Annotated in this window: 1 pseudogene; it reads left to right on the forward strand. The window is 60.1% G+C overall.

What is annotated here, in order from left to right:
* Positions 1 to 770 (forward strand): annotated as a pseudogene (locus ABD050_RS28975) (helix-turn-helix domain-containing protein); the annotation flags it as partial.

Here is a 770-nt window from a genome sequence, read left to right on the forward strand (position 1 = left end):
GGGCGCTCAAGCGAGAGCGCGCTGAGTATGAATGCGAGCGTGCCCGGCGACAATATGACGCGGTCGAACCCGAAAACCGGCTCGTTGCCCGATCCCTCGAAGCGATATGGGAGAACAAGCTGCGCGACGTCGAAAAGGTTGAACAGGACTATCGGCGCTGGAAGAAGGAGCAGGCGACCAGCCTGAGCTCTGAGGACCGCGAACGCATAGCGGCGTTCGGTATCGACTTGCCGGAACTGTGGGAAAGGATCGGGAATAGCGAACGAAAGGCGCTGCTTCGCCTCGTCATTGATAAGGTCGTTCTCGATCAGCGGCGCGCAAAGGGCATGGTGTGGATCCGCATCATATGGCAATCCGGCGCCGCCACCGAGCATTGGGTCACGCGCAAAACTCAGTCCTATGCCGCAGCTGCGCATGCGGAAGTGCTTGAACAGCGGATCCGCGAGCTCAATGCTGCAGGAATGATGGACGCCCAGGTCGCTGCTGCGCTCAATGCCGAGGGACTGCGCAACAGTCTTGGCGGCATGTTCGACCACAATACGCTTCACCTGCTGCGCCGGCGCTGGAATATCCCCACGGTCAAGATCAACGGCGTGGAGCACAACCCTCCTCGCTGGCCCGATGGCAGTTACTCCATCCAGGGCGCCGCCGCCGCACTGGGCGTCACCGAGCAGACAGTTTATAAGTGGCTGAACCGTGGAAAGCTTCAAGGCCGACAACTCACCAAAGGGCAGCCCTGGCAAGTAGATCTGACGGAACAACAGATAAGC

The sequence above is a fragment of the Sphingomonas oligophenolica genome (genome assembly GCF_039522915.1).
Lineage (GTDB): Bacteria > Pseudomonadota > Alphaproteobacteria > Sphingomonadales > Sphingomonadaceae > Sphingomonas > Sphingomonas oligophenolica.